We start from the raw sequence: 25,409 nt of genomic DNA, 5'->3' as shown, positions 1-25,409 counted from the left end.
TTTGACACTGCGAGCCGATTAAACCTTTTTCTCAACAAACTCGCCCAGACCTGTACTGACGTCAAAAGGACGACAGAAGCGGCGGATGGTATGTTGCTCCTGTTGTAAATCTACACACAGCGGATCAGGCACAGAAACGTTCAGCAAACTGCCTGAGCGGCGTGTCCGGTCTCGATACATTTTAAAGGTATAGCGCACATGCGGTTTGAACGCATGGATGACATGGAAAGTTTCTGCACGATCGGGAGAAATTGGATAAAAGCGGATGACGACTTCATATTGCTTGGCGGGCAAGCTTAAATAAACCTGCTGTTTCCGGCTAAATACCGAACCGTGTAACCGCACGATCCCACGTTCCATCGCCTGCTGGCTGATCCGGTGGGTCTTGGCATCGATTACCGCAATATTGCCAATACGTTCAAACTCACAACTCTCAACACCTGAACAATATAAAGTCGTGTTGTCCGCCTTACTTTCCAGCGTGTTCTGTGCAATACGGACCTGATCAACCACGTTCGGTGCATTCTGACACGCGGTTAAACTCGTACCAACACATAGACACAGTAAAATACTGCGAGCGAATGTTCTTTTCATTATTCAAGCCCAGTCCTCATGCCTTGTTAACATGTAAGCAAAAAATTATTCGCTAGCATGTTAACAAGAGTTCAATGTCTGCGCTATGGCTATGTTTAAAATGTCCAAGACGAAGTGTAATTTCGTCTACCAAAATCAGGCCTGTATATCCTGAAATACCCATGGACGTGCCTGTTTCGCTTTCGCTTCATAGGCACGGATATCCTCTGCAACCTGCAAGGTTAAGCCGATATCATCCAGACCATTCAACAAACAGTGTTTACGGAACGGATCAACTTCAAATTTAAATGCCTGACCTGATGGAGTGCGAACTTCCTGTGCCTCCAGATCAATGGTTAACTGATAACCTTCGGTTTCAGCACATTCCTTAAATAACTGATCGACTACCTGCTCAGGCAAGATCACCGGCAACATGCCATTTTTAAAGCAGTTATTAAAGAAAATATCGGCAAAGCTAGGGGCAATCACGGTACGGAAACCATATTCGCTCAAGGCCCACGGCGCATGCTCACGACTTGAACCACAACCGAAATTGCTGCGTGCCAATAAAATGCTAGAACCTTGATAACGTGCCTTGTTTAAAACGAAATCAGGATTTTTTGGGCGCTTGCTGATGTCCTGTCCCAAATAGCCTTCATCCAGATAGCGCAACTCATCAAATAAGTTGTCACCAAAGCCGGTACGTTTGATGGATTTTAAAAACTGTTTTGGAATGATCAGGTCGGTATCGACATTGGCACGGTCTAAAGGTGCAACAATCCCTTGTTCTACAGTATATTTTTTCATGATTGTTTCCTAAAAATCTGTAACCTCTCCCTTACCCTCTCCTTTAAGGAGAGGCAACCCCTTCTCCCAAAGGGAGAAGGTTAGGATGAGCGGGTATAAAGGCTTTAATTAAAATGTCCGAACATCAACAAAATGGCCTGCAATGGCTGCTGCAGCGGCCATGGCCGGACTGACCAGATGGGTACGTCCGCCATTGCCCTGACGACCTTCAAAGTTACGGTTTGAAGTCGAGGCACAATGCTCACCTGGCTGTAACTTGTCAGCATTCATTGCCAAGCACATTGAACACCCCGGTTCACGCCACTCAAAGCCGGCTTCCAAGAAGATCTGGTCCAGACCTTCCTGTTCTGCCTGTTGTTTTACCAAGCCCGAGCCCGGAACAATCATGGCCTGCTTGATACTTGCCGCCACTTTACGGCCTTTCACCACATCGGCAGCTGCACGGATATCTTCAATGCGCGAGTTGGTACATGATCCAATAAAGACGCGATCCAGCTGGATATCAGCCAGGGCCTGTCCAGCGGTTAAACCCATGTATTGATAAGCACGGGTCCAGTCATTGCGTTGTACCTCATCTTTGGCCTGTTCCAAGGTTGGTACGGCCTGTGTCACCGGAATCACCATTTCTGGCGAGGTTCCCCAAGACACTTGCGGTTCGATCTCGGCACCATTTAACACCACCACCGCATCAAATATGGCATCTTCGTCTGAGTGCAAGGTATTCCAGTATTCAACCGCCTGATCCCACTGTTCACCTTTGGGTGCATAGTTACGGTCTTTGACATAGGCAATGGTCTTGTCATCAACGGCGACCATTCCTACACGGGCACCGGCTTCAATCGCCATATTACAGACTGTCATGCGGCCTTCCATCGACATGTCACGGAAAACCTGTCCGCCAAATTCGATGGCATAGCCTGTACCGCCTGCTGTACCGATCTTGCCGATAATCGCTAACACGACATCTTTAGAGGTCACGCCTTTACCCAATACACCATCGACACGTACCAGCATGTTTTTTGATTTCTTCTGTACCAGACATTGTGTTGCCAAGACATGCTCAACCTCAGAAGTTCCGATACCATGTGCCAGGCAACCAAAGGCCCCATGTGTAGCAGTATGCGAGTCACCGCACACCACGGTCATGCCCGGTAAGGTCAAACCTTGCTCCGGGCCAACCACATGGGCAATCCCCTGACGGATGTCGTTGATTCCAAACTCAACGATATTAAATGTTTTACAGTTGTCGTCTAACGTCTGAACCTGAATACGCGAGGTATCATCTTCAATCCCGGCAATGCCTTGTTCACGCTCTTTTTTAGAAGTCGGTACATTGTGGTCAGGCGTTGCGACATTGGCACTTAAACGCCATGGCTGGCGATCGGCAAGCTGTAATCCTTCAAATGCTTGCGGGCTGGTGACTTCATGCAATAAATGACGGTCGATATAGATCAGGCTTGAACCATCATCACGCTGTTTTACCAAGTGATCATCCCACAATTTGTCATACAAAGTTTTGCCTGCCATGTCGTCGCCCTCCATCGTGCTTGCCATCGGTCTGGGTATTGTTATCTTGATTTGATTATAGCAATCGATTCACATAAATCTAATTTATCATTTTTATAAATTGACAAACTTTTTGGAATAATAAGTGCTTCTTTTTCCTGTGTTGTGATTGATAAAATAACAATATGTGTAATCAGAATTTGCCCGTCTTATTTTAGCCTAGATGAGCCTGTATCAGGGCAGATTTAAGTGAATCTTCATTCTATTTATAAAAACAATCGTGATAAATCGAAATTTCTTTTTTACATTTTAAATGATAATGATTATTATTTAATTAAACAGCGAGCAATAGGTGAACACAATGGCAAATATCCAGCAATTCGTACTCAATAACCGGCGTACCTTAAAAAAGACCTTGAGTTATTACATCATGCATATTAGTGTGGCAATGATGGTTGCCTATGTGATTACAGGGAATCTGATGATGGCTGCAACATTAAGTTTAATCGAACCGACCGTGCAGGCCTTTGCTTTTTTCTTTCATGAAAAAGTCTGGAATTATTTCTAATTTAAAAAATTGCGCAAAAAAACCAACTTAAAAATCTCCCTGGATCGGCGTGTATGAACCTCGCAGCTTTTGAAGCATTTGTAAAAGTAATGGAAACAGGTTCAATTTCCATTGCGGCAGAACAATTATTTATTACCCAGCCTGCTGTGACCAAGCGGATTCATAGCCTTGAAGACTACTTTGGCGTCAAGCTATTTGAATCGGCAGGTCGCGGCATTCAACCCACACATGCGGCCCATTCTCTATTGCCGAAAGTCCGGACCTGGCTGAATGAACTCGGTGAAATACACCATACCTTGAGTCATGAACAGACGCAGGTACAAGGTCGCCTGAAAATTGGTACCAGTCACCATATCGGCTTGCATCATCTGGCAGAACCCTTAAAAAACTTTGTCCAGAAATTTCCGCAGGTCACTCTGGACGTGCATTTTGTGGACTCCGAACAGGCCCATGAACAGGTGCTGGCAGGAGAGCTGGAACTGGCCTTCTTAACCTTGCCACCTGTCGGTGATGACCGGCTGAACTATGTCACCATCTGGAATGATCCACTGGTGTTTGTCTGTGCCCCTTTTCACCCATTAGCCCAGCAAGGCTCACTCCAGCTAGAAGACCTGATTGCCTATCCCAGCCTGTTACCTGCGGCACAAACCTATACCAGCCAGATTACCCTGGCAGAATTTGAAAAGAATAATCTCAAACCTAAAATCACCATGAGCAATAATCCCCTCGAATCGATCCGGATGCTGGTTTCAATCGGGCTGGGCTGGTCGGTGCTGCCAAAAACACTGGTCAATCAGGACTTAAAACAACTTGACCTGAATCTGGCTATGCAACGTCAACTGGGCATGGTCTGGCATCCGGCCCGAATCCAGTCTAAAGCGGCAGAAGAACTGGTACGCATGATGCAGGCCGGTGCTTGAACCCATTCCCGACATGATATAACCATGTACATCCGGCCAGACCAGACCGGAAAAGCATCAGGATATGTTCTGCCATAAACCGTCAGGACGATATCCCCCATCCCGAGATTACTCAGGTGCTCCAGCCAGCTCAATCCGGGCATCGGCAATCGCATTCATAAATTGCTGATAGTCCGTTAAATTACGCGCTGCCGCTTGTAGCGCATAGCTTTGCAGGGTACTGATGATGGTGTTGCCCTCGCCCAGATATCCTTTCAGTACATCTGCATTACCGGCTTTGGCATGGGCATGTGCTAACGCAAGGCCACAGCTATCGGCATATTCATAAAAAAATGCTTCATCCATGCCGGTCAGGTCAATCGAGACCTTCATGTCCCGGAGCTGGCGAACCAGATAATGCTGCTGGCCTTCGCTTGAAAAGCCTAAAAAGATATCACTGGCAGCCTGCATCAGCTGCTGACCACGCACCACACGCTCTCCTTCATGGGGTACGGTCTGCATAAAAAGCGGATCAAGAATGGACGGCGTTGCTTCTTTCATTTGTAAAATCAGGGGATCACGATCTGCATCTTCAAACAGGGCAACCGCTGCACGTGTTCCGACACTGCCGACACCGACCACCTTGAAAGCCACATCCGTGCATTGATAACGGTCAAACAGGACCTGCCGGTCATATTTCAGTGATTCGCGGTACAGCTGGAAAAACGCATCCAGATGCTGGCTAAAGGGTTCACCCGGTTTGGGATGCCATAATAAGGGTTCATCATCAATAAAATGGCGAAATCCCGACTCATCCTCTTGCCGGGTCAGTTTTGGTAAAACCGAGCTACTGTCACGCAAAGGCGCACGGCTGACTTTCTTCTCTATTTTTTTACGGACTTTTTGATTTTCCGTTTTTGCCAGCAAGGTCGTTGCATCAATTTTTTCATACCAGACCTGCAGCGGTGACAAGCTCACTTGCTGGTCCAGATGGGAAATATAAGCCGTGAGCATCATGCGGATGGCTTTTAAACCGGCATTGTCATCCAGACCGATTTCATGGGCCGCGATCACCAGACTGGTGACCAGACGCTTGAGATCCCACTCGAACGGTGCCACCAGCGTTTCATCAAAATCATTGATACCAAACAGCAAATTACGCTCTGGACTGGCAAAACCACCAAAATTGCTTAGATGGCAATCGCCACAGATCTGCTGGAACAAACCTGAATTGGTCGTCTCCCATACCTGATCAAAAAGCATTAATGCAGGCATGCCACGATAAAAGGCCAATGCCGAGCTACTCATCCTGCTGGCACGGATCGGCTTGAGTTTCTCCAGACGCCCCTGATTGCTCCAGTCATACAGGTTCAGCGCAGTAATGCCTTTGGGACGCCGGGACAATTGCTCCAGCTGTTCTCTCGGCACTTTTTTCCGCTGTGCCTTGCCCAGGGCCAGACCATCGCTTCTGGTCAGCAATCTGCCCTGATAACGATGCCGGGTTAAATCAATGCTCTGTTCGGTCCAGAGCCGTTCGGGAAGTACGATGCATGGTTCCGACATCTCACCCTCTCAACCTATCCGTTGATGTTTTTAATATTTCGATCAGACCATAATGCACCTATTTGGCCTTTTTATTGTTGTTAAAAAATTGCCAGACCTGCCCGCCAGATCAGCTGAAGTCTGGCAAAAGCCTCTCTAGATGGACCAGTCCTGAATCTCCCAGCCCTGCTCTTGCGCCAGTTTTTCTAAACGTTCATCGGGATTGACGGCAATCGCATGGGTGGCGTATTCCAGCAAGAAACGGTCATTGATCGAATCTGAATAGGCCCAAGACTCATTCACCGTGCGTCCAGCCAGCCATTGATCCAGACGGGCCAGCTTGCCTTGTTGATAGCATGGAATTCCGGTCACCTTGCCGGTATATTTTCCATCAGCCACTTCGGCATTGGTGGCAATGATTTCATTAATTCCGAACTCGCGAAAAATCGGTGCCGTAATAAAATCGCTGGTGGCTGTAATCCCCACAATGGCATGGCCAAGATCCTGATGCTTCTTAATCGCATCAAAGCCCTGCGGACGCATTTGCGGACGAATGACTTTTTGCATAAACAACTGATGTAGCTCAGTTAAATACGCATGATCATGTTTGGTCAGAAACTCAAATACAAATTCGTTATAGGCAATCGGATCGAGTTGTCCGGCTTTATAATCTTCATAAAACTTGTCATTCATCTGGCGATGATGGACCGGATCAACCAAGGCTTCATTGACCAGAAACTCTCCCCATGAATGGTCAGAGTCGGTATTTAACAACGTATGATCTAAATCAAACAAAGCCAATTGCATAGAATTTCTCGTTTAAACTGAAAATTAAGAAAAAAAATGTAAATCTATCTCCGCTAGTCGATAGAAATTCGTTAAGATCATAGCAATTTTTAAACATTTTACTTTGACCTTTTTCGAGCTGGACAAGAAGAGTGACTGTCCCCGAGATCAAAGTCAACGACATAGACAAAATTTAGGTAGCCAAATGATCGACTCAGAAGGTTTCCGACCCAACGTCGGGATCATTTTGGCAAACGATGACGGACAGGTTTTATGGGCAAAACGCATTGGTCACAATGCTTGGCAATTTCCACAAGGAGGAATCCAATTTGGAGAAACCCCTGAACAGGCACTTTTTCGTGAACTGAGAGAAGAAGTCGGTTTATTGCCCGAACACGTCCAGATTATAGCGCAAACAAAAGGTTGGCTGCGTTATCGTTTGCCACATCGGTACATTCGGTCAGATTCAGATCCGGTATGTATTGGACAAAAGCAAAAATGGTTTTTACTGAAGTTAACGGCCTCGCCGCATCATATTCAGCTAAACCTGTCAGACCCACCCGAATTCGATGAATGGCAATGGGTGAGTTACTGGTACCCATTGGGTCAAGTGGTCAACTTCAAACGTGATGTTTACCGTAAAGCCATGATGGAATTATGTTTACAACTACCTCAGCGTTAATTGTCATAGAATCATCATTTTAAGCAATGATTTTTGGCAAGAGAGCTGTTATAACTAGGCTATAACGATTCAATAAACTGGAGTAAACATCCATGTCAAACATGCAGCTCGACACACTCAGACGCATTGTGCAGGAAATTAATGCGTCCGTCAGTTTGCATGATTCTCTGGACATTATGGTCAATCATGTGGCCGAAGCCATGCATGTGGATGTCTGCTCGATTTATTTGCTGGATGAACGCAACCGCCGCTATGTGCTGATGGCATCAAAAGGCCTCAAGCCTGAAGCTGTCGGCAATGTTTCCCTGAATATTGGTGAAGGTCTGGTTGGTCTGGTCGGGCAACGTGAAGAAATCGTCAACCTGGATAATGCACCACGGCATGACCGTTTCGCCTACTTACCGGAAACCGGCGAAGAGCTGTTTAACTCCTTCCTCGGCGTGCCGGTGATGTATCGCCGCAAGGTGATGGGCGTACTTGTGGTTCAGAATAAGGAATCCCAAGACTTTAGTGAAGCTGCCGAATCCTTTTTGGTCACCCTGTGTGCACAGCTTTCAGGCGTGATTGCCCATGCCCATGCAGTCGGTAATATTGATGTTTTCCGCAAGCCCAGCACAGGCTCGACCTATAAAACCTTCCAAGGGGTTTCAGGAGCTGGCGGGATTGCGCTGGGACGTGCCATCGTGCTCTACCCGCCTGCCGATCTGGCTGCGATTCCGGATCGTGAAGCAGAAGACATCAGCGAAGAACTGGAGTTACTGGATCAGGCCATCGCCTCGGTGCGTCAGGAAATCCAGTCTTTAGATGAAAAAATGCAGGACTCCCTGATGTCGGAAGAACGGGCGTTATTTAGCGTGTTCTTGCGCATGCTGGATGAAAATGCCTTACCCAGCGAAATCAAGGACCATATCCGCGCAGGAAGCTGGGCTCAGGGCGCAGTACGTAAAGTCATCGACAAGCATGTGGCACTGTTTGCACAAATGGAAGATGACTACCTGCGTGAACGTGTTTCTGACCTGAAAGACCTTGGCCGCCGCATTCTGGCCTGCCTGCAGGAGGCAGACTCCAGCCATCGCGAGCTTAGCCCCGACAGTATCCTGATTGGCGAAGAAATCAGTACCGCCGCACTGGTGGAGTTACCGGTGGATAATATCGCGGCGATTGTCACGTCTGAAGGCGCAGCCAATTCACATATGGTGATTGTAGCGCGTGCGCTGGGCATTCCAACCGTGGTCGGTGTCACCGAGTTGCCAATCACCACACTGGATGACATTGAAATGATTGTCGATGCCTACCAAGGTCGCGTCTTTGTCAATCCACCACGTCGTTTACGCCAACGTTATAAAGAAGTCCAGAAAGAAGAAGAACAGATTGCCAAAGATTTAAAGCAATACGAAACCAAAGATGCGATCACACCTGATGGCATCTCTATCCCGTTATTCGTCAATACCGGTTTAATGATTGATGTGGTGCGTGGCGTTCAGCGCGGTGCCAAAGGCGTAGGCTTATATCGTAGTGAAATTCCCTTCATGCTACGTGAGCGCTTCCCGGGCGAAGAAGAACAGCGCGCTATCTACCGTCAGCAGCTCAGCCATTTTGCCAATAAACCGGTGATTATGCGTACCCTGGATATCGGTGCGGATAAAGACTTGCCGTATTTCAGTATTGAAGAAGAAAACTCGGCGCTGGGCTGGCGCGGGCTACGCTTCACGCTGGATCATCCAGAGATTTTCTCTGCACAAATCCGCGCCATGCTCAAAGCCAGCATCGGCCTGAATAACCTGCATATCCTGCTACCAATGGTGACCAGCGTTAGTGAAGTAGAAGAAGTACTGTATCTGCTCGAACGTGACTGGGTGGCGGTACAGGAAGAAGAACAGGTCAAGATTACCAAGCCAAAAATCGGCATTATGGTCGAAGTCCCGAGCGTCCTGTTGCAGATTGATGAATTTGCCGAGCTGGTCGATTTCTTCTCGGTGGGCTCAAACGATTTGACCCAGTATTTACTGGCAGTGGATCGTAACAATCCGCATGTTGCCAACGTCTATTCACACTTTCACCCATCGGTTTTACGGGCCTTAAAGCGTCTGGCAGAAGACTGCCATACCCACCAGAAACCGGTCAGTGTCTGTGGTGAAATGGCTGGAGACCCGTTGTCTGCCATATTGCTCATGGCGATGGGATTCAATACCTTGTCCATGAGTTCAAGCAATATCTTGCGTGTCCGCAAAGCGATTTGTCATGTCCCGATGAGTGATGCCAAAAAATTGCTGGAAGATGTGTTACAAATGAACAACCCGCTAGTGATTAAAAGCTGGCTTGAGCATTATTTCAGAACCCATGGACTCGCCGATATGGTGAAATCGAATCGTCTGGTCAGTGTATAAACGCCATAAAAAAGAGCGATCTTCTAAAAAAGCATCGCTCTTTTTTTATGGCCCGGCAGGCTTATTTTAAATAAACCTGCTGTATGCCGTGCCCAAGCTTTACCCGAGGAAATTGACGGTCGTAATCAATCACAATGGCATCTTTACCCGTTAAATTTTTGGTATCGGATTGCCAGGTTACATAATAGCTAAGGTCTGCACCTTCACGTACGGGAGGCTGGATCTGCTGACGATGATTGGCCGGCACACTAAAATCAACCTTAAACGGAACCTCGCTTACCTGAACCTGCTTCTGTTGAATCAGGGTCGCAGCAACATCTGCCATGCGGCTGTCTACGGCGTATAAACTGACGATTCCCTGCTGGGGCTGAACCGCATGTCTGGCAGTTCCCACAAACTCAACCGTCAGGGCTGTCGGTTGACTGGCATTCAGTTCAGAGTTTTGCGACATGGAGCTACAACCTGTCAGTAAAGTGAAAGATAAACCAAGACCCATTACTAATTTTTTCATTGTTGTTATCTCATCAAGAAAACGCCCAACATAACATGTCCTGCCTTAAAATCATGAACACTTACATATTTTCAACCCAATCCTTTGTGGCCAGTCCAATGACGTCTTTTCCTCAACCAGTGGTATGCCGGCATGGCTTTCGGTCGCTACAGGCCGCTTTACACAACTGCAACAGGGAAAACAGCAGTTTTTCAAGTGAACCCGGGCACCGGTTTATCTGTACCTTTTTAGCCTTTACAACTCTTGGCAGGGTTGTAAAAGTTAAGAATAAAACTTTTATTTTTCAAAAGTTTTCCAGCTTTTTTAACAATTTTTATATCTACAACAGCTCAACTCAAGTTTAAGATTTAGACAGCTTTAATCGAATAAAGCATTTATGACATCAACTTTAATCCATTGGAAAAAAAGCTTTCATCAACCTAGAGTAAAAATACAAAGGCTGAACTGATTCAAGGCAAACATCATTTAGGCATCTGAAGTTTCGATACCCAGTTTGTATATAAAGCAGTGCAGTCCCCATATCTTTGAACGGTCAAACAGTTGAGATGACCTCGCTCACCGGTCATCTTGATGGAGATAGAACATGAGCCAAGACGAAAAAAAATGTCCTTATAGCCACCTGACTACTGATTTTGGTGCTCCCGTTGTAGACAACCAGAACAGTATGACCGCAGGTGCCAGAGGCCCCTTATTAGCCCAGGATTTATGGCTAAATGAAAAACTTGCCAACTTTGTCCGTGAAGTCATTCCAGAACGTCGTATGCATGCCAAGGGTTCGGGTGCATTTGGTACCTTTACGGTTACCCATGACATTACCCGCTATACCCGCGCCAAGATCTTTAGTGAAATCGGTAAAAAAACCGAAATGTTTGCCCGTTTCACCACCGTTGCCGGTGAACGTGGTGCAGCAGATGCAGAGCGTGACATTCGTGGTTTCGCCCTGAAGTTTTATACCGAAGAAGGTAACTGGGATATGGTGGGCAATAACACCCCGGTATTCTTCTTGCGTGACCCGCGTAAATTCCCGGATTTAAACAAAGCGGTCAAACGTGACCCGAAAACCAACATGCGCAGTGCAACCAATAACTGGGATTTCTGGACATTACTGCCAGAAGCCTTGCATCAGGTCACCATTGTCATGTCAGATCGTGGTATTCCTGCCAGCTATCGCCATATGCATGGTTTTAGTAGCCACACCTACAGCTTCATCAATGCAGCCAATGAGCGTTTCTGGGTGAAATTCCACTTTAGAACCCAACAGGGCATTAAAAACCTGACAGATGCCGAGGCGGGCGAACTGGTCGGTCAGGATCGTGAAAGCCATCAACGTGACTTGTTCGATGCCATTGAACGTAAAGACTATCCAAAATGGACCCTTTTCGTTCAGGTCATGCCGGAACAAGATGCGGAAAAAGTACCTTATCATCCGTTTGATTTGACCAAAGTCTGGCCACATGCCGATTATCCGCTCATTGAAGTGGGTGAGTTTGAACTGAACCGTAATCCTGAAAACTTCTTCCTTGATGTTGAACAGTCTGCTTTTGCCCCAAGCAATCTGGTACCAGGCATCAGCGCTTCACCAGACCGTATGTTACAGGCGCGCCTGTTTAACTATGCCGATGCTCAACGCTACCGTTTGGGCGTAAACTACCAGCAGATCCCGGTCAATGCTGCACGCTGCCCGGTACATAGTAATCACCGCGATGGTCAGGGCCGTATTGATGCCAACTACGGTGGTTTACCACACTACGAACCAAACAGCTTTGGACAGTGGCAAGAACAGCCTCAGTATAAAGAGCCTCCATTAAAAATTAATGGTGATGCCGATTTCTGGGATTATCGTGAAGATGATAATGACTATTTCAGCCAGCCACGTGCCTTGTTCGAGTTAATGACTCCTGAACAACAAGAGGCATTATTTGGCAATACAGCACGTGCCATGGGCGATGCGCTCGACTTTATCAAATACCGTCATATCCGTAATTGCTATGCCTGCCACCCTGCCTATGGCGAAGGGGTTGCCAAGGCGCTGGGCATGACCGTTGCCGATGCACAGGCGGCACGTGCAACCGATCCGGCACGTCATTTACCAAGCTTTCTTTAAGCCTTGAAATCATAAAATAAAAAAAGCCATCTTCGGATGGCTTTTTTTATGGGACTAGCACTCTAGCCCCAACCGGCAAGTCAATCGGGTACACATCTAAGAGCACTCGCCCGCCCTTTAAGCCCGGATAAAATGCCCTTCCCGGATACAATAGAACGGATTCACCAGTTTTGAAGAAGATTTCATGGCTTGCTGCAATTCATGTTCAGGCGAAGCGCGGTCTTCATCGGTTAACTGGAAGGTCCGGTAATGAATGGCCAGTGAACGATGTGCATGCAAGTCTAAATGGGCCTGAAAGGCATCTTGCGGATTCATGTGCACATAACGCATCAGCATACGGGGCTCATAGGCACCTATCGGTAACAATGCCATTCTGGCATCGCCATAACGCTCATGGATTTGCTTAAAGTGCCCCGAATAACCGGTATCACCGGCAAAAAAACAGTGTCCGGTCTTGGCCAGCAGGGAAAAGCCTCCCCATAAGGCCCGGTTCTGGTCACGTACTCCGCGTCCGGACGTATGCTGGGCTGGTGTATAGGCAATCTTGAGCTCATCGTGAAACGGGATTTCCTGCCACCAGTCCATCTCAATCACATGCAAATATTTAGGTAAATAGTAGGCATTGCCCAAGCCGGTATAAATCGGCATTTCAAATTTCTGGTGTAACCATTGCAGGGTTGCCAGATCCATATGATCATAATGATTATGGCTTAATAACACCCCATGTATGGTCGGCAGGTGTTCCAGTGCAATACCTGCCGGACAGACCCGGCGCGGGCCATTGCCCTGTTTCGGGCTGGCATATTCGCACCAGACCGGATCGGTCAGGAAATTATAGGGGCCAATCTGGATCAGGATTGTGGCATGTCCCACAAACCAGATCTGCCAGTTATTCAAATCTGCATGCGGTCGGTTTTGTGGCAGTTCCAGCATTTGATTACGCAAATTTGATTCATGAACACGATCTACGTTCCAGGTATACGATTTACGTGTGGCCAGCCATTTGAGCAAGCCCTTACGGTCAAACGGCGTTAACGGTTTCTGCACATTATAAAACCGGTCTATGCCACAATGATCAGAAGCCTCATGTGGAAATGGCGGTTTCACCCAAGTATGACTCAAGCAAGATTGTGTCGGCAATTGATAGGTTAATGTCGGCTTATCTTTCATGTACTTCTTCTGTGGTGGAATCTGATCGCATGAGCTTCATTATGTTATGTCCCTGTGATTATGATGTTCTTGGCAATGCTCACATGCTTAAGCGGCATGATTTTCTTGAAGATAAAAATGGCATTTCATCACACCATGACCGGTCTTTGATCCTAACATAAGGTTTTTAGTTATGCTGATTTTCTACAGCCGAGTCAACACAATTTTACGCAACTAATAAGGCTTGGTGACAATTCCATCTCCCCATTAAAGTACACGTTTTCAAGGAGATTTTTAGTTTATGCCTGTGTTTGGGCAAATAAAAAAGCCGAACAAGTCGGCTTAGTCATCGGGGATGACTCAGACATTACTAAAAAAGGCAGCAAACTTCTGGTAACTCGGACGTTGCCTGATCTGTTCCAGATAACGTTCAATGGCAGGATGAGACTCAAGCTCACCCATCTTCATCTGCCAGAACAGCATGGCAGCAACCGTTACATCCGCAGCGGTAAACTGTTTGCCACATAAATACGGATCGGCCTCACTCAGCCCCTGTACAAATGCATTGTAGGCATCCTGATAGTCGCCATAGCCGACTGAAACTTTCTGATCCGGTTTGACCTCAACACCGAGCATCTTATTGGTCGAAGCAGCCTCCCAAGGCCCCGAGATAAAGAACAACCAGCGGTAATACAGACCACGTTTGGGGTCATCGAGTGCAGGTGCCAGACCTTTATCTGCAAACTTGTCTGCCAGATAGGCACAGATTGCATCCAGCTCATAGACCACCACATCCCCATCTACCAGTACAGGAACCTTGCCAAAGGGATTGATTTTCAAATATTCCGGCGCTTTCATTTCGGTCTGGAAGGCGACCTCGATGCGCTCACATTGCACACCCAGTTCGATCAGTAGCCAGTCCACCACGACGCCACGAGAGAAATTATTGGTATAAAGTTTAAGAGCCATGTTGATATATCCTTGGTGAGTTATTGTTATTTCAATTTAATTGTCTGGATTGTCAGTTTCTGTCAGTAGTCGAACACACCTCTTGCCGCCACCATTGCTGAAACAGTTGCTGCTTGAATTGCGGATAAAGCTCCTGACTCAGACTAAGCTGCCGGATACGGTCAATCCGGAAGTGCCGAAAACTATGCCTCAATTCGCACCATGCGGCCAGTACAATCCGATCATTAAAATACCCTAAGGCAAAAGGCCACACAGTACGGGAACTGATACGCTGCTGCTCATCGGCATAATCCACTACAATCTTGACTTGCTGGCGGATGGCCAGACGGACTTGTTCGACCAGCTTTTCATCTACAGGTAACCAGGCATTGATGGAACGTAAGGTCGTGTGCTGGAGCAACTGCCGGCAATGTTCAGGCAGTACCGCATTGAGCTTGGCCAGCACCGAAGTCGAGGCCGATTTTAAAGCCAGATCGGGAATTTCACTCAACCAGTTCAAGGCCAGAAAGATGGCCTCGATCTCGGTTTCATTCAGGGTCATCGGCGGTAATAGAAAATCTTCTTTAAGCTGGAACCCCAGCCCTGCCGCCGCATCAATGCTTACCCCTTGCGCGCGTAGTGTCTCGATATCACGATACACACTGCGCTGGCTAATCTGCAAACGCTCTGCCAAGACTTGCGCTGTAACCGGATAGCGATATTCCCGGAGGAGTTGTAATAGATTGAGCAAGCGTATTGATCGGCTCATACAGTCCCTGTTGTTATTATAAATAAAGGGAAAGCACGCGCTCCCCTCTGGCTATTTTAGGTTATTTCAAACCGATGAACTTTCCGTTAAATCGGCAACCTGCAGCAGGCTTTGTAAATAATGATGCAGTTCCTGTACATGATGTGCGATGGTTAAAGGCTGATACTGTTGCAAAGTTTCAATACTGTGCACGCCATAACTCACCCCGATACGCGGCATATTCAGGTTTTGCGCCATTTCCAGATCGTAGCTGGTATCTCCCACCATAATCGCATGCTCGGCCGCGACATCCATCTCGGCCAGAATTTCCTGCAACATCAAAGGGTCCGGCTTGGATTTGGTTTCACTGGCAGCACGGGTAATGTCGAACAATGCATGACTATTGGTTTGCGCCAATACACGATCAAGTCCCTTACGGCTTTTACCGGTTGCCACTGCCAGCTTGAGACCTTGCTGCTTTAAATCCATCAATAGTTCAGCGACCCCATTAAACCAGACATCGCCTTTCGAGTTTGCCACATAATGGTCGGCATAACATTGCAAAAGCTCCTGATGCAAATGCGGCACCTGTGGAAACAGGATCTGCATCACTTCAGGCAAACCCAGACCAATAATACTTTTCGCGGCTTCATCGGTCAGTGGCTGTTCGAATTGCTGCGCTGCATATTGCAAACTTGCCACGATCTGACCAACCGAGTCGAACAGGGTACCATCCCAATCGAAAATGATGAGTTCTATTTTCTGCTTCATTTCTGCTTTCTCAACTCGTCAATCACCTGCTGCATATCTTCAGGCATCGGGGCTTCAATCACGGGATAATTCGGAATTTCCAGACGCATGGCATGCAGGCACAAACGGCGTGCCGCCGGGCCGTTATACACCGTATTGTGTCCATATTTATCGTCACCCAGCAAAGGATGGCCAATACTTAAACCATGCACACGGATTTGATGGGTACGGCCTGATAAAGGTGAAGCATGAACCAGTGTTGCTGCCTTAAAGCGCTCCACCACTTTCCAGTCGGTCTTGCTCGGCTTGCCTTCAGAGGTCACACGCACGCGACGCTCGCCATTGGCCAGCTCATAACGCAATAATGGCGCATCAATCATTTGCCGGTCCAGACTGACCTGTCCTTTGACAATGGCCGCGTAGGTTTTCTGGATCTTGTGTTCACGTAGCAGGTCCTGTAGCAATTTTAAGGTACTGCGCTTTTTACTGACCATCACCAGTCCCGAGGTATCGCGGTCAATCCGGTGAATCAGTTCCAGATATTTTTTGCCGGTTGCAGCCCGTAATGCTTCGATCAGGCCATAAGCCACACCACTGCCGCCATGTACGGCAATGCCAGAAGGCTTATTGACCACCAGCAAGCCTTCATCTTCATACACCACCCGGCTCAGCAGGCTTTGTGCCACGCTATCGCTGACAGGTGCAGCCGTCTCGTCCTTCTGTTCATAACGGATTGGTGCGACACGGATCTGGTCACCTATGTTCAAACGCGTTTCTGCTTTTATTCTTTTTTTGTTTACGCGTACTTGTCCTTCACGAATCAAACGGTAGATCCGGCTTTTTGGAACACCTTTTAGGCGGGTAAATAAAAAGTTATCGATTCGCTGCCCGTCTTGATGCTCATCCACGTCAAACCAAGTGACACTTTGCCATTGTTGTGTAGAATTCATACGCTCGATTCATCCAAGATTTGCTAAATACGATTAAAAATTGATCATTTAGCTAAGTTATTTCACAAGAAACCTAAACTTAGCCCATAGGCAGATGCTGCAAGGTTTGGTATATTCAGCGCACGGATACCACCGTAAGTGATCATCAAATCAGAAATTTTATTTAGATAAAATTTTAAATCGATAAGATATTCACCAATAGCTCGGATAGGTCCTAAAGAATTATGCCGACGCCGAAGGCTTATTATATCGGCAAAATGGCAAACTGTTGCGTTTAATTGTGCATCTGCACATACAGTTTGTTCAGAAAAAATATGTCGCCAGCAATTTGCTGGTTATTAAACGTAAACTGATCCACATCAGACAATTTGCTCCCTGATGTCGCATTCAGGCTAAAGCGTTGATGCATTGGAACTGCCAGGCAGAGATACGATGATCATTCCGTATCAAGACTTCCAGATGGATCGACTTCAATGCTTAATGACAGTGAAAGTCACCATCCAATGCACCGCTCACCCGCCAGTGAAGCGTACAGGAAACTTTGATTATGTCGGATCTGGTGATATTTCACAGATGCAAGACATAAATGAAATAGCAACAGATCGAAGATTGAAGCAATATTGCCGACATCAAAATAACCGAGTCAAAGCCCCAGCTGGATACTTACAGTCAGTGGTTTCAGAGCTTCCTACACAAAGTTGCTTCTGAGTCTTGATCGCGCCAATTTGATGTTTGCTCGAAAATATTGGGCTTGTTGTTGATGTGCATCACTACTAGGTGTCACACCCATGAAACGTATGTTGATTAATGCAACCCACGCCGAAGAAGTTCGCGTTGCACTTATCACTGGTAATCGTCTTTACGATTTCGATTTAGAAAATCGTACTCGTGAACAAAAAAAATCAAATATCTATAAAGGTCATGTTACTCGCGTTGAGCCCTCTTTAGAGGCGGTTTTCGTTGAGTATGGCGCACAGCGTCAAGGCTTTTTGTCCATGCGGGAAATCGCAAATTCCTACTTCAAGGCAGACCCTCGCCAAACGTCAAATATCCGTGAACTCATTACTGAAGGGACTGAATTACTGGTTCAGGTAGAAAAAGAAGAGCGTGGCAACAAAGGTGCTGCCCTGTCGACCTTCATTTCACTTGCCGGCCGTTACCTGGTATTGATGCCAAACAACCCGAAAGGTGGCGGGATCAGCCGTCAGATTTCAGGTTCTGTCCGTGAAGAACTCAAAGAAATTCTGGCTTCTTTAAACGTGCCACGCGGCATGAGCGTGATCGTTCGTACCGCTGGTATTGGTCGTACCCAAGAAGAACTGCAACTTGACTTGCAACACTTGCTTGACCTGTGGGCACAGATTCAGGGTTCAGCAAGTTCAGGCCCGTCACCAATGCTGGTCCATCAGGAAGCAGGCGTGGTGACCCGTGCCATTCGTGATTATTTACGTGATGATGTTGCTGAAATCCTGATTGATAGCGAACAGGCTTATAACGAAGCCTATAACTTCGTAAAAGCAGTGATGCCACGTCAGCTCGACAAATTAAAAACCTATACCCTGAACGAGCCGCTATTTGCGCACTTCGGGATTGAAAGCCAAATCCAGACTGCCTATGAACGTGAAGTGAAACTTCCTTCTGGTGGTTCAATCGTGATTGACCAGACTGAAGCCTTGGTATCGATTGATATTAACTCGGCGAAGTCAACCCGCGGTCATGATGTTGAAGAAACGGCACTCAATACCAACCTGGAAGCAGCCGAAGAAATTGCACGTCAACTGCGTTTGCGTGATATTGGCGGTTTGGTCGTCATCGACTTTATCGACATGACCAAAGACCGCAACCAGCGCATGGTGGAAGCCAAACTACGTGAAGCAACGCAAAGCGACCGCGCCCGTATCCAGTTCGGTCAACTGTCGCGTTTTGGCCTGATGGAAATGAGCCGCCAGCGGTTACGTCCTTCCCTGGAAGAGGCAACCGGTTACGTTTGCCCACGCTGTCATGGTACCGGTATGGTGCGTGACTTGCGCTCATTGTCACTGTCGATCATGCGTAAGGTTGAAGAAATCGCGTTACGTGAACGCCAAGGTGAAGTTCAAGTCGAAGTCCCGGTTGAAATTGCAGCATTCCTGTTGAATGAAAAGCGCCATAGTCTGGTTTACCTCGAGCAAACTTCAAATGTTCGTGTTACGGTATTACCGCATCCGCACTTGGAAACACCACACTATCAGATCCAGTTCAATCCGGACGGTTTTGCACCGTCTAGTTATGAACGTACCGAAGCGACCCGTTCAAGTGAAAAAGAACTGGGTTATGAGTCTTCTGACTGGCATCTGGAAGATGCAGAGCATCACCATGCACCTGCACAAAATCAAGCCGCTGCTCCACAGAAAAAAGCAGCACAGCAGGCAGCAGTACCAGCCAAACAGGCACAGCAGACTGCTGCACAAAAATCGGCAAGTCCTTGTGCATGGTTAGAAAACCTGTTTGTGCAAAAACAGGCACAAACCACTGATCAATCTCGTTCGGCTCAAAATGCTGCCGCTGCGATTGAGCAAATGGTAAATAACGGTGCGGTTAGCCGTGGCCAGTTTGGTCAGGTCAATCACGCTCCAGTCGTTACTGAAACTGCAGCGCCTGCGACCAACAATGTCTACATGTCTCAGCACCCTGTAAAACAGGAAGCGCGTGAACAGTTCGAAAAAGACGAAAAACCGCATCGTCCAAATCAGAACCAGAAGAAACGCAAGCATAAAGAGCAACGTGAACAACACGCACATGCACATGAACAACAAAATCAGGTGCATGAAGAAGTTGTGCAGATGTCACGTCAGGAACAGCGTCAGGAGCAACGTGAACTAAAACGTCAGCAAAAACGTCAGCAGTCACAAGAATCGCAGAACCAGCAACAGCACCATGAGGCTGCGCAAGGTCATGAAAATGCGCCGTTACCACGTCGTGACCGTAACCAGCAACGTCCGAACCGGCCAAACCGCCATCGTGACCCAAGCGTGTTAAACGAGGCACCTGCTGCGACTGAAGTACCAGCCAATCCGCAACAGGTGAAAGTTGATGTGGTAGATGCACCGCGTTCAGAGCCAATGAACACGGCATTGATCGTCAATATCGACCAGGGCCAGAGCGAAATTGTTGCGCTCAACCCTCAACAAACCGCTGCGCCTGCGCCTAAAGCAGAAGCTGCACCGGCTGTTGTTGAAAAGGCAGAAAGCAAGGCTGCTGTTCAGGCAGAACCGGTTGCAGCCAAAGAAGCCCCTGCTGTACCGGTTGAAGACGCCGTTCAGGCGCCGGTAAAACGTGCCAGCAATGATCCACGCTCACGTCGCCGTCAACGTGGTGCTCAAGCACCACAGAAAGCAGCTGCGCCTAAAATTGCACCATCGCAAATCCCGGCGTTGGCTCAATACTCGCTTGGCAGCCTGATTCGTCATGTCTATGGCGAAGACTGCACCATCCTGATCGAGCAGTTCGGTTTAGTGACAACATTTAACCGTGCTTTAGTCAAGTTTGCCGAGCAATATGCCAGCAGCCTTGTGGTTGGTACCAGCGAAGAAGAAAAGCGTCCTGTTACTCGTGATGCCGAGCTTCCAAGCAAGAAACCAACCGAAGAAGCTGAACCTGCACCGGTACTGGCGTTAACACCGCCGGAAGCGCCGGCGACACGTGTGGCCAATGATCCACGTGAACGTCGTCGTTTAGCAAAACTGGCAGCTGAGCAGGCCAAAGAAGCGCATATTGCTTCAAGTACGGCAGCAGCACCTGCACAAAGCACCGAACCGAAAGAGGAAGTGCAAGTCGCCGAAGTTGCAGCTACCGAAGAACCGGTCGTTACAGCGCCAGAGCAACAGCCATTGGAACTTGCCAATACTGAAGCTGCTGCACTAGCCCCAGTAGCGGCTGAAACTGTTGAAGCCCCGGTAGCTAAAGCTGAAACTGCAACCGCCAAGGCCGGAACTGCAACCAAAGCAGCTGCCGAAGGCACGGAAAAAGCGAAACCTGCGGCCAAAGCCGAAGCTGCTGCACCTGCAAGCAATGCAGATGCAACAGCTGAAGATGATGCAGAAAAAGAGAAATCAAGCCGCCCTCGCCGTCCACGCGGACGTCCACCGAAAAAGGCTGCAACAAGCAATGAATAATTTGCTAAATTGCACTCAATAAGGCTAAGCCTAGTCATTTCGGTGACTAGGCTTTTTTGTTATTTTGTCAAATTAGGTTGATTGCTCTAGGAACTTACCATTAAAAAACAGCATCAACGACAATGGTGTGAATGGTTGTGTTCTTACGGATAGCCATTTTAGGATTGATCGAAAAATAAACAGGATTGATATGAGCCAAACTACGCAGACCGATATTATTACCTTTGGTGATGTCGCTACCCGACTTCCGAACTTCATCACTAAAGTACCTCATATCCTTAGTGGTCTTAAACAGGCATATTTACGGACGCCATCTTCTCCCGCTGGCTTAGGTATTGCCTTTGAAAAAGCAGTCAAGCGTAACCCTCAAGGCATCGCTCTGTTATTTGAAGATCAAAGCTATAGTTATCAGGCTTTGAATGAATGGGCCAACCAGATTGCACATTACTATCTATCGCTGGGTGCAAAAAAAGGTGATGTGATTGCAGTGATGGTTGAGAACCGTCCTGAACTGATTGCCAGCATCGTAGCTTTAGCCAAAATCGGGGTGACGATTGCACTCGTCAATACCGCTCAAGTCGGCAAGGTACTCGCGCATAGCATCAATCTGGTCAACCCGATTGCCGTGATTGCCGGTGAAGAAGTCCGTGCTGCAATTGATGAAGCACGTCAGGATTTAAAAGTTGCACAAGACCGTTTCCACTGGTTTGCAGATCAGGAAACCCGTAAAAATGCCGGCACAGCACCAGAAGGCTACGTCAACCTTGCCCTGCAAATTGACCAGTTTCCGAAATTCAACCCGTCAACCACACGTACCGTAACCGGTAAAGATGGTTTGTTCTATATCTACACCTCAGGTACCACCGGCCTGCCAAAAGCAGTGATTTTCACCCATAGCCGCTGGACACTGGCTTATGGTACCTATGGTCATATTCTCAATCTGGGCAAAGATGACGTGATGTACGTGACCCTGCCGCTCTACCATGCAACAGGTGTGGTGGTATGCTGGTGCGGTGTCATTGCCGGCAGTGCAACACTTGCGGTCCGTCGCAAATATTCAACCAGTGCCTTCTGGAAAGATGTACAGAAATTCAATGCCTCTGCGATTGGTTATGTCGGTGAGCTGTGCCGTTACCTGATTGATGCACCAGCAACCGAACTGGATCGTGCCCATCGCGTCACCAAAATGATCGGCAATGGCATGCGTCCCAATATCTGGAACAAGTTCAAGGAACGTTTCGGGGTTGAAGAAGTACTTGAACTGTACGCTTCAAGTGAAGGCAATGTCGGCTTTAGCAATATCTTTAACTTTGACAATACCGTCGGCTTCTCTCCGACACCTTATGCCATCGTTGAATACGATAAAGAAAAGAATGAACTGGTGCGCGACAAAAAAGGCTACTGCAAGAAAGTCAAAACCGGCGAGGTTGGCCTGTTAATTGGCAAGATCACCAGCCGTTCGCCTTTTGATGGCTATACCGACCCGGAAAAGAATAAATCTGTCATCATGAAAGATGTGTTCACCCAAGGTGACTCCTACTTCAATACCGGTGATCTGGTTCGTGATATCGGCTTCCGTCATGCCCAGTTTGTCGACCGTCTCGGCGACACTTTCCGCTGGAAAGGTGAAAACGTGTCGACCACCGAAGTGGAAAACATGGTCTGCGAATATGAAAAAATTGCAGAAGCTGTGGTTTACGGCGTAGAAATTCCAAATACCAACGGACGTGCCGGCATGGCCGCCATTACGCTGGTAGAAGGTACCGAGCTGAATGATGCAGATTTAAGCGATATGGTCACCGTATTTAAAAAATGCTTACCCTCTTATGCCGTTCCGGTGTTTTTGCGTGTTCAGGAAAAGGTTGAAACCACCGGTACATTCAAATACCAGAAGAACAAACTGAAAGAGGAAAGCTTTGATCCGGGCAAAACATCTGAACGTTTGCTGGTTTTATTGCCGGGTGCCAACAGCTATTGTGATGTAACTCCCGAGATTTTTGACAATATTCAAAGCTATCAATACCGTTTCTAGTTTATTTTTTAGCTAAATAAGAGGAAATCGTGCTTTTTATAAACAATCATGCACATGTTTTTAAATTTCCTCTTGTGTTAGCTGAATAACTTGCTAGAATACGCAACATCAAAACGAAGACGCACTTAGAACCAATCAGTTTTACTTGCGAAGCCGGTTGAAATACTTGCTTAGGGTCGTTAGCTCAGTTGGTAGAGCAGCGGACTTTTAATCCGTTGGTCCCGCGTTCGAGTCGCGGACGACCCACCATCTAATGTTTTGAAAGTTTGTAAAATGTATTTTACAAACGCCTGTAAGAGGTTAAGCTACAGAAAATCATAGATTTTCTCTTGCGCTCAGGTAAAACGTTGTTTTACTTATCCTCGCTCAGGGTCGTTAGCTCAGTTGGTAGAGCAGCGGACTTTTAATCCGTTGGTCCCGCGTTCGAGTCGCGGACGACCCACCAGATTCTAAAAAGCCTCATCATATGATGAGGCTTTTTTCATTGTGTCATCGATATCTTTCCAGACAATGACAAAAGTAAAATTCATGCTTTAAAGCCTCCCTGCCCCAAAGCATGCGTACTCTTTAAATTATAAAAATTCTTCCAGTACCGAATTTAAAAAGATGTGCCCCTGCTCGGTACAGGCAATTCGATCCTGATCGGCAATCAAAAGTTTTTTCTCACGTAGCTGATCCAGTGTCGGGGCTAAATCGGCCAGCACCAGTCCGGTACGCTGTGCATAGCTTTCCGCCGCCACCCCTTCATTTAAACGCAATGCATTCATCATAAATTCAAAGGGTAGCTCATCTGCTTCAATCCGTTTCATTTGCACATGTTCAGCCGGCACTTTGGCTAAATAGTCTTTGGGCAAGCGGGTCTTCTGGAAACGGTAAACTCCATCCGGACGTGTAACCTTGCCATGCGCTCCGGCTCCAATCGCCAGATAATCCCCAAATTGCCAGTAATTGAGGTTGTGTGCCGATGGCTTTTCCTTGCGCCAGGCCGAAACTTCATAATTCACATAACCGTTGGCCTTTAAATACGCCTCACCTTGCGCCTGAATATGCTCTAGCACCTCATCTTGCGGCAAGACAGGTTGGGTGCGGAAGAACACCGTGTTGGGTTCAATGGTCAGCTGATACCAGCTAATATGCGTCGCACCCTGCTCGACAGCCAGTTGCAGATCGGTCAAGGCCTGCTCTTCTGTTTGCTGCGGCAAGCCATGCATCAGGTCCACATTCACGCGCTCAAAACCGGCTTGACGTGCCTGCCGGATTGCATCCAGTGCATTATTGGCGGTATGAATCCGTCCCAAACGCTGTAAATGCCCGGCATCAAAACTTTGTACCCCCAACGATAATCGGTTAATCCCCACTGCCAGATAATCGGCAAAAGGATCATGCTCAACGGTTCCCGGATTGGCTTCCAAGGTGATTTCACAATCTTGCTCAAACGCCAAACGCGCTTTTAACTGTTCAAATAACCATTGGTAGCCTGATGCAGAAATCAGTGAAGGTGTGCCGCCACCAATAAAGACACTGTGGATGGGCCGGCCTTGCGCCATGTCAACCTGAGTTTCAAAATCCGCCACCAATGCAGCCAGATATTGCTGTTCCAGCGCTAATGACAACTGGCCATCAGGCACCGCATGTGAGTTAAAGTCGCAATAAGGACATTTACGTACACACCACGGCATATGGATATACAAGGAAAGCGGAATATTTGCAGGGTTTAAATGACTCAAGATCGCAGCTCAATAACAGAACTTCTCTATTTTACCATGACTCTGTGATTCGGCTTATCATCATCTGCGTATTCAGTTAGACTGAGGACAACCAAGAACAATTAGACCCAAGCGATGATGAAAATTTCCAGCCAGTTGCTATTGATCCTTCCACTCACCTTGGGGATTGGCATTGCCATGGCATTTCAAACGGCGATTAATACCCAGCTTAGGGATTATCTGCACTCACCATTGCAAGCAGCCTTGCTGTCATTTTTTATTGGCACCCTTGTTCTGGCGCTGCTGGTCTGTTTGCAAAGTGCCAGCAAGCCGGGATTAAGTGAAATTTCACAAATACCCTGGTTTCTCTGGCTGGGCGGTTTTCTTGGGGTTTATGCAATCAGCATGAGCATTTATACTGCACCCAAGCTCGGATTGTTAACATTTTCAGGTTTAGTGATTTTCGGGCAATTGGTCATTTCAATGTTTATTGATCACTTTGGCTGGTTAGGGACTGAAAAAACCCCGGTTAACTGGCAACGCCTGCTCGGTAGTCTGGTCATTTTTATCGGCGTGCTACTCACCTTGCAGCGCTGACTTTTCTCAT

At 47.4% G+C, this 25,409-nt stretch carries 20 protein-coding genes and 2 tRNA genes; 10 read left to right on the top strand and 12 right to left on the bottom strand.

What is annotated here, in order from left to right:
* Positions 1–18 precede the first annotated feature (18 nt).
* From OC23_RS11100 to leuC, 3 genes are all read right to left on the bottom strand, one after another.
* Positions 19–594 (bottom strand): hypothetical protein, encoded by a 576-nt coding sequence (locus OC23_RS11100; protein WP_038344871.1) that lies wholly within the window; start codon positions 592–594, stop codon positions 19–21.
* A gap of 135 nt (positions 595–729) precedes the next feature.
* Positions 730–1,380 (bottom strand): 3-isopropylmalate dehydratase small subunit, encoded by a 651-nt coding sequence (gene leuD / locus OC23_RS11095; protein ID WP_038344870.1) that lies wholly within the window; start codon positions 1,378–1,380, stop codon positions 730–732.
* A 108-nt stretch (positions 1,381–1,488) separates the two neighbouring features.
* Positions 1,489–2,907 carry a 3-isopropylmalate dehydratase large subunit gene (gene leuC / locus OC23_RS11090; protein WP_038344938.1) on the bottom strand — a complete coding sequence of 473 codons (1,419 nt, stop codon included), beginning with the start codon at positions 2,905–2,907 and terminating at the stop codon, positions 1,489–1,491.
* Between the two features lie 340 nt (positions 2,908–3,247).
* Between leuC and OC23_RS11085 the strand changes: the two genes are divergently transcribed.
* Together OC23_RS11085 and OC23_RS11080 are read left to right on the top strand one after the other, a co-directional pair.
* Positions 3,248–3,454 carry a DUF2061 domain-containing protein gene (locus OC23_RS11085; RefSeq protein ID WP_005226599.1) on the top strand — a complete coding sequence of 69 codons (207 nt, stop codon included), beginning with the start codon at positions 3,248–3,250 and terminating at the stop codon, positions 3,452–3,454.
* 53 nt (positions 3,455–3,507) lie between these two features.
* Complete coding sequence (locus OC23_RS11080) at positions 3,508–4,374, top strand: LysR family transcriptional regulator (protein WP_038344869.1); 867 nt, start codon at positions 3,508–3,510, stop codon at positions 4,372–4,374.
* Positions 4,375–4,482: 108 nt separating this feature from the next.
* Here the strand turns inward: OC23_RS11080 and OC23_RS11075 are convergent, their stop codons facing one another.
* Together OC23_RS11075 and OC23_RS11070 are read right to left on the bottom strand one after the other, a co-directional pair.
* Positions 4,483–5,916 (bottom strand): DUF2252 domain-containing protein, encoded by a 1,434-nt coding sequence (locus tag OC23_RS11075; protein ID WP_038344868.1) that lies wholly within the window; start codon positions 5,914–5,916, stop codon positions 4,483–4,485.
* A 135-nt stretch (positions 5,917–6,051) separates the two neighbouring features.
* Positions 6,052–6,702 (bottom strand): HAD family hydrolase, encoded by a 651-nt coding sequence (locus tag OC23_RS11070; protein WP_038344866.1) that lies wholly within the window; start codon positions 6,700–6,702, stop codon positions 6,052–6,054.
* Between the two features lie 184 nt (positions 6,703–6,886).
* Between OC23_RS11070 and OC23_RS11065 the strand changes: the two genes are divergently transcribed.
* The gene (locus OC23_RS11065) at positions 6,887–7,363 is read left to right on the top strand and encodes an RNA pyrophosphohydrolase (protein ID WP_004656060.1); all 477 of its coding nucleotides are present in this window, start codon (positions 6,887–6,889) and stop codon (positions 7,361–7,363) included.
* Between the two features lie 92 nt (positions 7,364–7,455).
* On the top strand, positions 7,456–9,750 hold the full coding sequence (gene ptsP, locus OC23_RS11060) for a phosphoenolpyruvate--protein phosphotransferase (RefSeq protein ID WP_038344865.1): 2,295 nt from the start codon (positions 7,456–7,458) through the stop codon (positions 9,748–9,750).
* Positions 9,751–9,811: 61 nt separating this feature from the next.
* Here the strand turns inward: ptsP and OC23_RS11055 are convergent, their stop codons facing one another.
* Entirely contained in the window at positions 9,812–10,261 is a 450-nt protein-coding gene (locus OC23_RS11055) for a hypothetical protein (RefSeq protein ID WP_038344864.1), read from the bottom strand.
* Positions 10,262–10,844: 583 nt separating this feature from the next.
* On the opposite strand from OC23_RS11055, the gene OC23_RS11050 reads away from it, so the two are divergent.
* Positions 10,845–12,365, top strand: coding sequence for a catalase (locus OC23_RS11050; protein WP_038344862.1), 1,521 nt, complete (start codon positions 10,845–10,847; stop codon positions 12,363–12,365).
* Between the two features lie 117 nt (positions 12,366–12,482).
* On the opposite strand, the gene OC23_RS11045 is transcribed toward OC23_RS11050, so the two are convergent.
* From OC23_RS11045 to OC23_RS11025, 5 genes are all read right to left on the bottom strand, one after another.
* The gene (locus OC23_RS11045) at positions 12,483–13,535 is read right to left on the bottom strand and encodes an MBL fold metallo-hydrolase (RefSeq protein WP_038344861.1); all 1,053 of its coding nucleotides are present in this window, start codon (positions 13,533–13,535) and stop codon (positions 12,483–12,485) included.
* A gap of 339 nt (positions 13,536–13,874) precedes the next feature.
* Positions 13,875–14,483: a glutathione S-transferase family protein gene (locus tag OC23_RS11040; RefSeq protein ID WP_038344859.1), complete on the bottom strand. Its 609-nt coding sequence runs from the start codon at positions 14,481–14,483 to the stop codon at positions 13,875–13,877.
* Between the two features lie 52 nt (positions 14,484–14,535).
* Positions 14,536–15,231, bottom strand: a complete 696-nt coding sequence (locus tag OC23_RS11035) for a helix-turn-helix transcriptional regulator (RefSeq protein WP_038344857.1) — start codon at positions 15,229–15,231, stop codon at positions 14,536–14,538.
* Between the two features lie 66 nt (positions 15,232–15,297).
* Positions 15,298–15,981: an HAD-IA family hydrolase gene (locus OC23_RS11030; RefSeq protein WP_038344855.1), complete on the bottom strand. Its 684-nt coding sequence runs from the start codon at positions 15,979–15,981 to the stop codon at positions 15,298–15,300.
* Positions 15,978–16,910: an RluA family pseudouridine synthase gene (locus OC23_RS11025; protein WP_038344853.1), complete on the bottom strand. Its 933-nt coding sequence runs from the start codon at positions 16,908–16,910 to the stop codon at positions 15,978–15,980. Before OC23_RS11025 ends, OC23_RS11030 begins: the two co-directional genes overlap by 4 nt.
* Before the next feature lie 788 nt (positions 16,911–17,698).
* Between OC23_RS11025 and OC23_RS11015 the strand changes: the two genes are divergently transcribed.
* The 4 genes from OC23_RS11015 to OC23_RS11000 all read left to right on the top strand — a co-directional run bounded on the left by OC23_RS11015 (position 17,699) and on the right by OC23_RS11000 (position 23,541).
* Complete coding sequence (locus OC23_RS11015; RefSeq protein ID WP_038344851.1) at positions 17,699–21,064, top strand: Rne/Rng family ribonuclease; 3,366 nt, start codon at positions 17,699–17,701, stop codon at positions 21,062–21,064.
* Between the two features lie 190 nt (positions 21,065–21,254).
* Positions 21,255–23,096 (top strand): long-chain-acyl-CoA synthetase, encoded by a 1,842-nt coding sequence (locus OC23_RS11010; protein WP_038344849.1) that lies wholly within the window; start codon positions 21,255–21,257, stop codon positions 23,094–23,096.
* 173 nt (positions 23,097–23,269) lie between these two features.
* Positions 23,270–23,345, top strand: a tRNA-Lys gene (locus OC23_RS11005).
* A 120-nt stretch (positions 23,346–23,465) separates the two neighbouring features.
* Positions 23,466–23,541 (top strand) — tRNA-Lys (locus OC23_RS11000).
* A 127-nt stretch (positions 23,542–23,668) separates the two neighbouring features.
* Here the strand turns inward: OC23_RS11000 and hemW are convergent.
* Positions 23,669–24,823: a radical SAM family heme chaperone HemW gene (gene hemW / locus OC23_RS10995; RefSeq protein ID WP_038344848.1), complete on the bottom strand. Its 1,155-nt coding sequence runs from the start codon at positions 24,821–24,823 to the stop codon at positions 23,669–23,671.
* Positions 24,824–24,937: 114 nt separating this feature from the next.
* On the opposite strand from hemW, the gene OC23_RS10990 reads away from it, so the two are divergent.
* Positions 24,938–25,399 carry a DMT family transporter gene (locus OC23_RS10990; RefSeq protein ID WP_038344846.1) on the top strand — a complete coding sequence of 154 codons (462 nt, stop codon included), beginning with the start codon at positions 24,938–24,940 and terminating at the stop codon, positions 25,397–25,399.
* Positions 25,400–25,409: the final 10 nt, after the last annotated feature.

Origin of the sequence: Acinetobacter sp. A47, assembly GCF_000805455.1 — a bacterium.
Taxonomy (GTDB): domain Bacteria; phylum Pseudomonadota; class Gammaproteobacteria; order Pseudomonadales; family Moraxellaceae; genus Acinetobacter.
The sequence above is the reverse complement of the archived record's forward strand: the minus strand, read 5'-3'. Positions and strand labels throughout refer to the sequence as shown.